Here is an 11,041-nt window from a genome sequence, read left to right on the forward strand (position 1 = left end):
AACAATGTGACACGGCCAAACTGTGACACGGTTCGCACTGGGGCGCCGCCCGGTTTTCCAGTCGCGGAGCAGTATGGAACCGTCAAATGACACTAAGATGACAAATCCGCTGCGGCGGCGGCCAGCGGCCGGCGAAAGTGATACAAAAATGCCGCGCAGGCCCCGTGTTTGCTGACCTGAAGCCCCATCATCCGTATAATTCGCGCCGGACCCGGGTTCCGGCGAGGCAAATTTGATTTCACGACAACAACAGGCGCTGATGCGCTGGCAGCGGCGGCTCACCGCTTTTACCTGCGGAGTGGGGCACTGCTGCGCCTGGTTCGCCATCGCCATGGTGCTGCTGATGGTGCTGGTGGTGGTGCTGCGCTACGGCTTCGGCATCGGCAATATCGCCCTGCAGGAGAGCATTACCTATCTGCATGGGGCCCTGTTCATGCTGGGCGCCGCCTACACCCTGGCCCTGGATGAACACGTGCGGGTGGATGTCTTCTACCAGCATTTCAGCCCCCGCCGGAAGGCGCTGGTCAACCTGCTCGGCACCCTGTTGCTGCTGCTGCCGCTGAGCATCGCCATCTTCACGCTCTGCTTCCGCTATGTGCTGAACAGCTGGGCCGGCCTGGAAGTCTCCGACAACGGCGGGCTGCCGCTGGTGTTCGTGCTCAAGAGCCTGCTGCTGGCGCTGCCGGCCCTGCTCACCCTGCAGGCGGTGGCGGAACTGATCCAGGCCGGCCTGACCCTGGCCGGCACCCGGGTGCCGGAGCCGGCGCAGCACGATGAGGGGGACGCATGGAACTGATCCCCCTGCTGATGTTCCTGGCGGTGGGCGCGGTGCTGCTGAGCGGCTACCCGGTGGCTTTCTGCCTGGGCGGCGTGGCGCTGATGTTCGGCCTGGGTGGCCTGCTCACCGGCGCCGTGGAGATGTCCGAGCTGACCTTCCTGCCCGGCCGCCTGTTCGGCATCATCGAGAACACCAGCCTGATGGCGGTGCCCATGTTCGTGTTCATGGGGGTGATGCTGGAGAAATCGCGGGTGGCGGAGCGCCTGCTGGCCAGCATGGGCCGGCTGCTGGCGGTGTTCCCCGGCGGGCTGGGCCTGGCCATCGTGCTGGTGGGGGCGCTGCTGGCCGCCAGCACCGGCATCGTCGGCGCCACCGTGGTGACCATGGGGCTGCTGTCCCTGCCCACCATGCTGCGCCACGGCTATGACCCGAGGCTGGCCACCGGCCTGATCTGCGCCACCGGCACCCTGGGCCAGATCATCCCGCCCTCCATCGCCCTGGTGTTGCTCGGCGATGTGCTTTCCACCGCCTATCAGGAGGCCCAGCTGGCCCAGGGGCGCTGGTCCCTGGACACGGTGTCGGTGGGCGATCTGTTTATCGGCGCCCTGGTGCCGGGCCTGGTGCTGGTGGCCATGTACCTGATCTACGTGCTGGTGCTGGCCAAGCTGCGCCCGGAGATGGCGCCGGCCATGCGCCAGGAGGACGCCCGCGTCGACGGCGTGGAGGACACCTCCCTGCTGCGCGGCCTGCTGGCCCCGCTGCTGCTGATCGCGGCGGTGATGGGCTCGATTCTGGCCGGCTTCGCTACCCCCACCGAGGCCGCCGGAGTGGGCGCCTTCGGCTCGCTGCTGCTGGCCGCCATCAACCGCCAGCTGGATCGGCACATCCTGCGGGAAACGGTGCGCAGCACCACCCGCGTCACCGCCATGGTGTTCATGATCCTGATCGGCGCCAGCCTGTTCTCGCTGGTGTTCCGCGCCTATGGCGGCGACGAGACCGTGGCGCACCTGTTCGACGCCCTGCCCGGCGGCGTGGTCGGCGCCATGCTGGCGGTGATGCTGATCGTGTTTCTGCTGGGCTTTATTCTCGATTTCATGGAGATCACCTTCGTGGTGGTCCCCATCGTCGGCCCGGTGTTGCTGGCCATGGGCGTGGACCCGATCTGGCTGGGGGTGATGATCGCCCTCAACCTGCAAACCTCGTTCCTGACCCCGCCATTCGGGTTCGCGCTGTTTTATTTACGCGGCGTCGCACCCCCGGAAGTGCGTACGGCGCACATCTACACAGGCGTGATACCCTTTATCGTGATTCAACTGATCATGCTCGGCATCCTGGCCCTGTTTCCCGACCTGGCCACCTGGTTGCCCGGGCTACTTAATGGATAAGGATTCTCGGATTCTAATAACATGACCAACGACGACACTCCTCGACCGCAGGGCACCCTGGCACTGCAAACCATCGCCATGCCGGAAAACGCCAACTGGAACGGCGACATCTTTGGTGGCTGGCTGGTTTCGCAGATGGACCTGGCCGGCGCCGTCACCGCCCGGGCCCGGGCCCACGGCCGGGTGGCCACCGTGGCCATCGATTCCATGGCGTTCCTGCGCCCGGTGCCGGTGGGCGCCGTGGTCAGCTGCTACACCCGCATGCAGGATATCGGCCGCAGTTCCATGCAGATTCTGGTGGAGGTTTGGATCGTGGAGGACAGCGGCGCGCTTGCCAAGGTCACCGAGGGGCACTTCACCTTCGTGGCCATCGACCAGAACGGCCGCACCCGGTCGGTGCCGAGGGACTGAAAAGGCGCCCGTAGGGCGCCTGACCATCAGGACGTTTTCTGGCCCAACACCATGGAGCGGACGTTGAGCGCGGACTGCTCGGCCACCGCCACGTAGGGCACCACGGAATCGCGGAAGTCCCGGTAGGATTCATAGATCCGCCGGGCCTGGTCGTTGCCGGACACCAAATCCTGAATCACCAGCTCGCTGGTTTCGTGCAGCTTGATCAGCACCTCGTCCGGGAACCGGCGCAGCTTGGTACCGTGCTCGTCCACCAGTTGCTTGAGGGCTTCCGCGTTGCGCGCGGTGAACTCGTCATAGATGTGCTGGTTTTCCGCCTCGGCGGCGCTCTTCACGATCGCCTGGAGGTCGTCCGGCAGGGCGTCCCACTTGTCCTTGTTGATCATCAGCTCAAGCATGGCGCCCGGCTCCGCCCAGCCCGGGTAGTAATAGTAGTCAGCCACCTTGTGCAGGCCGAAGGCCAGGTCGTTGTAGGGACCCACCCAGTCGGCGGCGTCCAGGGCGCCGGTCTGCATGGAGGTGAACACCTCGCCGCCGGGCATCTGCACCGGGGTGGCGCCGATCCGCTGCATGATCTCGCCGGCCAGGCCCGGGGCGCGGATCTTGAGGCCCTTGATGTCGTCCAGGCTGTTGATTTCCTTACGGAACCAGCCACCCATCTGGGTGCCGCTGTTGCCGCAGGGCAGCGGTTTGATGCCGAAGCCGCCGTACAGCTCGTCCCACAGTTCCTGGCCGCCGCCGAAGTTCATCCAGCTGTTGATCTCCTGGGCGGTGAGGCCGAACGGCACCGCGGTGAAGAACGGGGTGGCCGGGTGCTTGCCCTTCCAGTAATAGGAAGCGGAGTGGCCCATGTCGGCGCTGCCCTCGCGCACCGCGTCGAACACGCCCATGGCCGGCACCAGTTCACCGGCACCGTAGACCTTCACGGTCAGGCGGCCGCCGGACATGGCGGTGACCCGCTCGGCGAAGCGGTTGGCGCCGGTGCCCAGGCCCGGGTAGTTCTTCGGCCAGGCGGTGACCAGCTTCCATTCCAGGGTTTTCGCCGGTTTTTTGGCGGCGCTGTCCGGCTGGGCGCCAGCGGCGGCCTCGGCGGATTTGGCGCTGTTCTTGTCATCCTGGCCACAGCCGGCCAGCGCGGCGGCGCCCAGCCCCAGACCCAGGGCGGAAACGAATTTACGACGATCCATTGGTATCTCCCGATCGTATTGTTGTTGTGCGATTGACTGGTGGTCGTTTTATCGCGGTGTTTGGTCAGATCACTTCCAGGCGAGCGTACTGACTCACCAGCCATTTGGTGCCGGCACCGTCGAAGTTGATCTGCAGGCGGGCGTTGGGCCCCTGGCCCTCGAAATGCAGCACCGTCCCCTCGCCGAACTTGGGATGCATTACCCGCGCCCCCAGCACGATACCATTGGCGTCTTCCTGGCGCAGCGTCGAGCGCCCGCCCACCGGGCGGGTGACGCTGGCGCGCACCCGCACTTCCTCCAGCAGCTCGCCGGGGATCTCACGCAGGAAGCGGCTCGGCGGGTTGAAGGTCTCGTTGCCGTAGAGCCGCCGGCTCTCCGCATGGGTCAGGTACAGCTCGCGCATGGCCCGGGTCACGCCCACGTAACAGAGGCGCCGCTCCTCGGCCAGCCGGCCGGGCTCCTCGGAGGACATCTGATGGGGGAACAGGCCCTCTTCCAGGCCGGTGATGAACACCACCGGGAACTCCAGGCCCTTGGCGGAGTGCAGCGTCATCATCTGCACCGCGTCCTCGTGGGCGTCGGCCTGGCCTTCGCCGGATTCCAGGGCGGCGTGGTCCAGGAAGGCGGCCAGCGGGTCGTCCTCGCCGTCCTCGTCACCGAACTGGCGGGTGGCGGAGATCAGCTCACGCAGGTTTTCCTGACGCTGCTGGCCCTTCTCGCCTTTTTCCTGGCCGTGGAACTCCAGCAGGCCGGTGGCGGCGATCACATGTTCGGTGGTTTCCGCCAGATCCAGGTCGGCGGTTTCCTCCGCCAGCCGGTCCACCAGTTGCAGGAACGCCAGCAGCGCGTTACCGGCGCGGGCGCTCAGCAGGCGCTCGTTGATCATCGCCGCCGCCGCGTCCCACAGCGGCAGGTCGCGCTCCCGGGCGATCTGGCGCAGGGCTTCCAGGGTCTTGGCACCGATCCCCCGGGTGGGGGTATTCACCACCCGCTCGAAGGCGGAATCCGCCCGCCGGTTGCTGAGCAGGCGCAGGTAGGACAGGGCGTTCTTGATCTCGGCGCGCTCGAAGAAGCGCTGGCCGCCGTAGATCCGGTAGGGAATGCCGGCCTGCAGGAAGGCCTCCTCCAGCACCCGGGACTGGGCGTTGGAACGGTAAAGCACCGCCACCTCGCGGCGCAGGCCACCCTGCTGCACCAGGTTCTCCACCTTGCCGGCGATAAAGCGCGCTTCGTCCACCTCGTTGAAGCCGGCGTACAGCCGGATCGGGTCGCCATCGCCGCCTTCGGTCCACAGTTCCTTGCCGAGGCGGTCGCTGTTGTTGCCGATCACCGCGTTGGCGGCCCGCAGGATGGTGCCGGTGGAGCGGTAGTTCTGCTCCAGACGCACGGTGCGGGTGTCCGGGAAGTCGCGGCTGAATTTGTGAATGTTCTCGATCTTGGCGCCGCGCCAGCCATAGATGGACTGGTCGTCGTCGCCCACGATGGTGACCGCGTTGTCGTCGCTGGCCAGCAGCCGCAGCCAGGCGTACTGAATGGCGTTGGTGTCCTGGAACTCATCCACCAGAACATGACGGAAACGTCGCTGATAATGGCCGCGCAGGTCGTCATTGTCGCGGAAAAGCTCGAGAACCCGCAGCAGCATCTCGTTGAAATCCACCAGCCCGCCGCGCTCGCAGGCGGCCTCATAGGTCTGGTAGATCTTCTGCATGGTCTTCAGGAACAGATCGCCCTCGCCGATATCCATATGGGCGGCGCGCAGGCCCTCATCCTTCTGGCCGTTGATGAACCAGGTGGCCTGCCGGGCCGGCCAGCGCTGCTCATCCAGCCCCAGCTCCCGGATCACCCGCCGCACCAGCCGCTGCTGGTCCTCGGCGTCGATAATTTCGAAATTCTGGGGCAACCCGGCCTCTGGCCAGTGTGCACGCAGCAGCCGATGGGCGATATTGTGGAAGGTGCCGACCCACATACCGCCGGCGGGCATCTCCAGCAACTGCTCGATACGGCCGCGCATCTCGGCGGCGGCTTTGTTGGTGAAGGTCACCGCCAGCACGCCAAACGGCGAGGCCTGGCCGGTGGCGATCCGCCAGGCGATACGGTGCACCAGCACGCGGGTTTTACCGGAGCCGGCGCCGGCCAGCACCAGCAGGTGGCGGTCCTCGGCGGTCACGGCATCGCGTTGGGCGGCATTGAGGCCTTCGATCAGGGGGGTCACATCATCCATGGCGGCAAAGTTTATCAGAACCACCGCCCGGAAGCGGTAGAAGTGAAGGGAATACGCTATCCGGTTTCCCTATTCACCGGGGCTGGGTAAACTGCCAAACAAAAAGCCGGGCGATCCTCGCCACGGCGCCCGAGGCCCAGAGCCTGGAACGAATCTGTGTCGACTTCATCCGAGCCACATACCAGCAAGCAGCAGACGGCGGTCATCCGTGCACAATGCCAGCACCTCACCAGTGGGGTGAAGAGCATGAATGTGCTGGAAGCGCTGGCGGTGATCGCCGCGCTGTGGGCGTATTGGAGCACCCCGACCCCCCGCCCGTGGCTGGTGGGTTGGACCCTGGTGGTGTTCACCGTGCTGGTGGCGCGCCTGATCTGGCTGCTCGGCAAACGCAGCGCCCAGGCCGGCGGGCGGCGCGATCTGTTGCGGGTGTCCCTGTCGATTCTGCTGTCGGCGGTGTGCATCGGCGCCGCCGGCTTCCTGTTCAACCCGGTGGACAGCCTGCTCTCCGGTTCCATGCTGTACGCCCAGCTGACCATGGCCAGCCTGGGCACCGGCCTGAGCATCCTGGCGCTGGCCGCCTACAGCAGCCATCTGCCCACCGTGGTGCTCTATCAGGCCTGCCTGCTGGGTCCGGCGGGCGTGCAGCTGACCCTGAACGGCCATAATGAGCCGGCGCTGGCGGCCATGCTGCTGGCGGTGCTCGGCTTCCTGGTGGTCGCCGCCCGGCGCATCAATCAGACCACCCACCAGGCCCTGGACCTGCAGACCAGCAACACCGCCCTGATCGACTATCTGGACCGGGCCCGGGCCAATGCCGAGGCGCTCAATGAGAAGCTGGCCGAGGAGATCATGGAGCGCAAGGAGGCCCGCCGCCGCCTCCAGGAGGCCAACGACCGGCTGGAATCCATGGTCAGCGACCGCACCCATGCCCTGGAACAGGCCAACAAGGAACTGAGCGCCACCGGCGAGCGGCTGCAGCTGGCCCTGGACGCCAGCAATATCGGCCTGTGGGACTGGGATCTGCAGAGCGGCACCAACTATCACACCAACTTCGACCGCATCCTGGGCTACGAAAGCGAGTATTTCCGCAATTTCTTCGGCGACCTGCAGCAGTTGGTGCACCCGGACGACTTCCCCGCCATCCGCCGCGCCATGGTCGGCCACTTCAAGGGCGAGACCGACCGCTACCACGCCATCTACCGGTTGCGCCACGCCAACGGGCCCTGGTGCTGGATCGAGGACGAGGGCCGCGTGGTGGAGTGGAGCGAAAACGGCCGCGCCCTGCGCATGATCGGCACCCGCCGGGACATCACCGCCACCCGCGAGGCCCAGGAACAGCAGCGCCTGGCGGCCACCGTGTTCGAGAACGCCCCGGAGGGCATCTTCATTCTCGACCGCCATTTCCGCTTCCTGGCGGTGAACGCCCGCTTCGAGCAGATCACCGGCTTCCGCGAGTCGGAAGTGCTCGGCGAGAGCATGACCGACAACCCCCATGTGGAGCGCAACCGGGACATCTACCGCAGCATTACTCTGGCGCTGCGCCGCACCGGCTTCTGGGAAGGCGAGATCAGTGAACGGCGCCGCAACGGCGAGCCCTTCCCCGAGTGGCTGCAGATCAGCAGCGTGCTGGACGAGAAGCAGCGGGTGATCCGCTACGTGGGCATGCTCTCGGACCTGACCTCCCGCAAGGAAACCGAGGAGCGGGTACAGTTTCTTTCCAACTACGACCGGCTCACCGGCCTGCCCAACCGCACCCTGTTCCGTGAGCGCCTGCAGCGCGCCCTGACCCTGGCGCGGCTGAACCGGGAAAAAGCCGCCCTGCTGATGATCGACCTGGACCGCTTCAAGCCGATCAACGACAGCCTTGGCCATGAGATCGGTGACCGCCTGCTCAAGCAGGCCGCCGAGCGGATCTGCTCCTGTGGGGTCAACGACGAGAACCTGGCCCGGGTGGGCGGCGACGAATTCACCCTGGTGCTGGAGGACTGCGGCGGCGAGTCGCACATCGGCGTGCTCTGTCAGAAGCTGATCAACATGATGAAGAAGCCGTTCCTGATCGACGGCCACGAGCTGCTGCTCGGCGCCAGCATCGGCATCAGCGTGTTCCCCAGCACCGCCCAGGAAGCCCAGGCCATGATCAACCAGGCGGAAATGGCGGTGCATCAGGCCAAGCGTGGCGGCGGCAACAACTTCCAGTTCTACCGCATGGGCATGCAAATGGCCTCGGTGGAGCAGTTGGCCCTGGAAACCAGCCTGCGCAAGGCGATTTTCAAGAACGAATTCGTGGTGCACTACCAGCCGAAGATGGACCTGGCCAGCGACACCATTTCCTCGGTGGAGGCGCTGGTGCGCTGGCAGCACCCCACCATGGGGCTGCTGCCGCCGTCGGAATTTATTCCGCTGGCGGAGGAGTCCGGTCTGATTTCCGCCATCGGCGAGCTGGTGCTGGAGCGCTCCTGCCGGCAGGCCCGCCAGTGGCACCGGCGCGGGCTGGGGGATATCCGGGTGTCGGTGAACCTGTCCGCCCACCAGTTCCGCAAGGGCAATCTGGCGGATGTGGTGGACCGCATTCTGCACCTCACCGAACTGCCCGCCCATCTGCTGGAACTGGAACTCACCGAAAGCCTGATCATGGAAGACATGGATCAGAACATCGCCCTGCTGGAGCGGCTGCGGGAACGGGGCGTGGGCCTGTCACTGGACGACTTTGGTACCGGCTACTCGTCGCTGAACTATCTCAAGCGCTTCCCGGTGGACACCCTCAAGATCGACCGCACTTTCATCACCGATCTGCACAAGAGCGAGGAAGACGCCGCCATCACCCGGGCCATCATCGACATGGCCCACAACCTGAACATGAGCGTGGTGGCGGAAGGGGTGGAAACCGAGCAGCACCTGGAGATTCTGCGCGACATGGATTGCGACAGCATCCAGGGCTATCTGATCAGCCGCCCGGTGGCCGAGGACCAACTGCTCGCCTTGCTCAAGCGGCAGCATCACCGGGCCGGGGATGGGCCGGCGTGAAGCAGTTACAAGTTAAAAGTTGAAAGGGAAAACAGGCGGCCGGGGCTCACCGAGCGGCCCGGCCAGTCCCACCCCTTTTAACTTTCAACTTTGAACTTTCAACTATTCCTCCCCAATAATCGCCAACGTTTCCGGCTTGGCGAAAAACGGCTCAAGTTGCCGGCGCAACCAATCCTCCAGGATGCCGCGTTCCTTCAGGATCCGTACCGCCGGGGGGCCGAAGCGGAGGGCGTCGTCGAGCAGGTGCTCACGGGTCAGGCCCACCTCGTCGATCAGTTCGCGCAGGGTCAGTTCGCTGTATTTGTCGAAGAAGGCGTCCACGCCGGCGTCCAGCAGGGCGGCGAAGTAATCGCTGTGGCGGAAGTCCCGCCAGAAGTCGTAGCCGATCACGAACAGTTCCTGGATGTCCTCGCTGTCGACCAGTTCGCGCAGGTCCTCCAGGGGGCGCTCGGCGAACTCCTGCCAGGCCACCAGCACCAGTTCACGCAGTGCCTCCAGGTTGTCGTCGCTGTACAGCCACGGGTCCGCCAGCAACGCCGCCATGCGCTCCTGCAGCCAGTCCTGCAGGCGCAGCTCCAGGCCCGCCCGCCAGCGCGGCGGCAGGCGCCGGTCGATCAGGGCGCGCACCGGCGCCGGCAGGCCCTGGTGCAGCCAGGTCTTCAACCCCAGCTGGGTGCCGCCGGCCAGCACCGCCAGCAACACCGGGTTGCGGCTGAGCCAGCCGATGCCCTGCCGCGACAGCGGTATTTCCAGCAGCTTGTCCATCAGCGCCACCACGGTGGCCTCGTCCACCACCTCACCGACCCGGCGCCGGGTCAGGATGCCGTGGTCGTAGAAGCGCTCCACCATTTCGCCCACCAGCTCCGGGATACCGCCGCCCAGCTCCACCTCGATGGCGTACTTGCGGGCGGTGACCCGCACCTGTTCGGCGCTGACCACCTGGCCCAGGGTCAGTTGCTCCGCCCACGCCAGCAGGAAATCCAGTTCCCCTTCCAGCCAGGCATCCACCCGCTCCGGGTCCAGGGTTTCCTGGACATGGGCAATCAGGGCATCGAGTAAACGATCAGCCTTATCTTGTTTATTCGCCATCACGACATCCGTTCCTTCCTGTAAAGCCAACCTTCTTTGCCGGGCAGAATGTATCATCAGCCAATGTAACAATCATCAGAGGTACATCACCATGGCGATCAACATTCTGCCCACGCGCCGTAATCTGCGTTTTCACCTGAACGCCGAAAAGGCCCTGTCCTGGCATCGGGACGGGCGCAACGTGAGCCAGTTCCTGAATACTCTGAGCCTGTTCTTTCCGGTGGGCGAACGCTTCTTCATCGATAGCGTGCGTCACTATCGCCAAGTCGTCCAGGACCCGGACCTGAAAGCGGCGGTGACCGCGTTCATCGGTCAGGAGGCGATGCACGGCCGCGAGCACGAAGAGTACAACGAATTCGTGAACCAGGCCGGGGTGCCGGTGGCCGCCCAGGAAAAACTGGTGGCGGCGCTGCTGTCGGCGATCCAGAAGACCACGCCGAAGGCCTTCCAGCTGTCCGGCACCGTGGCCCTGGAGCACCTTACCGCGATTCTCGCCGACGGCCTGCTCAGCCTGCCGGAGATCCTGGAAGGCGCCGATGAAGACTACAAGGCGATCTGGAACTGGCACGCCCTGGAGGAAACCGAGCACAAGGCGGTGGCCTTCGACGTGTACCAGCTGGCGGTGGGCAAGGATGACCAGGCCTCCGCCTACGCCCTGCGCTGCTTCGCCCTGGTGCTGTCCACCAGCGTGTTCTTCGCCCTGTTCCTGCCGTTCTACCTGCACAACGTGCGGGTCAGCGGCGGCCTGTTCGACCGCCAGGGCTGGCGCGCGGTGTGGCGCCACAGCCTGGGCCGCCGGGGGATCTTCCGCTATACCGCCAAGGCCTGGCTGGACTGGTTCAAGCCGGGTTTCCACCCCTGGGACCACGACAACCGGGAATACCTGGAGCAATTCGAAGCGCTGCTGGGCGACGCCCTCAAGAAGGCGGCCTGAGCCCCTTCTTAT

8 protein-coding genes are annotated in these 11,041 nt (G+C 65.5%); 5 read left to right on the forward strand and 3 right to left on the reverse strand.

The features are described from left to right. Positions 1 to 232: 232 nt before the first annotated feature. From FGS76_RS15495 to FGS76_RS15505, 3 genes are read left to right on the forward strand one after another with little or no spacing between them, the layout of a single operon-like run. Complete coding sequence (locus FGS76_RS15495; protein WP_240692564.1) at positions 233 to 796, forward strand: TRAP transporter small permease subunit; 564 nt, start codon at positions 233 to 235, stop codon at positions 794 to 796. Continuing rightward, complete coding sequence (locus tag FGS76_RS15500) at positions 787 to 2,163, forward strand: TRAP transporter large permease (RefSeq protein ID WP_138773538.1); 1,377 nt, start codon at positions 787 to 789, stop codon at positions 2,161 to 2,163. Before FGS76_RS15495 ends, FGS76_RS15500 begins: the two co-directional genes overlap by 10 nt. Before the next feature lie 21 nt (positions 2,164 to 2,184). Next, positions 2,185 to 2,574: an acyl-CoA thioesterase gene (locus tag FGS76_RS15505; RefSeq protein ID WP_138773539.1), complete on the forward strand. Its 390-nt coding sequence runs from the start codon at positions 2,185 to 2,187 to the stop codon at positions 2,572 to 2,574. A 26-nt stretch (positions 2,575 to 2,600) separates the two neighbouring features. Here the strand turns inward: FGS76_RS15505 and FGS76_RS15510 are convergent, their stop codons facing one another. Both FGS76_RS15510 and uvrD read right to left on the reverse strand, forming a co-directional pair. Further along, complete coding sequence (locus FGS76_RS15510) at positions 2,601 to 3,761, reverse strand: TRAP transporter substrate-binding protein (protein ID WP_138773540.1); 1,161 nt, start codon at positions 3,759 to 3,761, stop codon at positions 2,601 to 2,603. Between the two features lie 64 nt (positions 3,762 to 3,825). Then, complete coding sequence (gene uvrD / locus FGS76_RS15515) at positions 3,826 to 5,982, reverse strand: DNA helicase II (RefSeq protein WP_138773541.1); 2,157 nt, start codon at positions 5,980 to 5,982, stop codon at positions 3,826 to 3,828. Between the two features lie 246 nt (positions 5,983 to 6,228). Here uvrD and FGS76_RS15520 point away from each other — a divergent pair, with 246 nt between their 5' ends. Next, positions 6,229 to 9,006, forward strand: a complete 2,778-nt coding sequence (locus FGS76_RS15520; protein WP_138773542.1) for an EAL domain-containing protein — start codon at positions 6,229 to 6,231, stop codon at positions 9,004 to 9,006. Between the two features lie 102 nt (positions 9,007 to 9,108). Here FGS76_RS15520 and FGS76_RS15525 read toward each other — a convergent pair whose 3' ends face one another. Continuing rightward, the gene (locus FGS76_RS15525; RefSeq protein ID WP_240692565.1) at positions 9,109 to 10,095 is read right to left on the reverse strand and encodes a hypothetical protein; all 987 of its coding nucleotides are present in this window, start codon (positions 10,093 to 10,095) and stop codon (positions 9,109 to 9,111) included. A gap of 91 nt (positions 10,096 to 10,186) precedes the next feature. Between FGS76_RS15525 and FGS76_RS15530 the strand changes: the two genes are divergently transcribed. After that, positions 10,187 to 11,029 carry a metal-dependent hydrolase gene (locus tag FGS76_RS15530; RefSeq protein ID WP_138773544.1) on the forward strand — a complete coding sequence of 281 codons (843 nt, stop codon included), beginning with the start codon at positions 10,187 to 10,189 and terminating at the stop codon, positions 11,027 to 11,029. Positions 11,030 to 11,041 lie beyond the last annotated feature (12 nt).

This window comes from Alloalcanivorax gelatiniphagus, assembly GCF_005938655.1.
Taxonomy (GTDB): Bacteria; Pseudomonadota; Gammaproteobacteria; order Pseudomonadales; family Alcanivoracaceae; genus Alloalcanivorax; species Alloalcanivorax gelatiniphagus.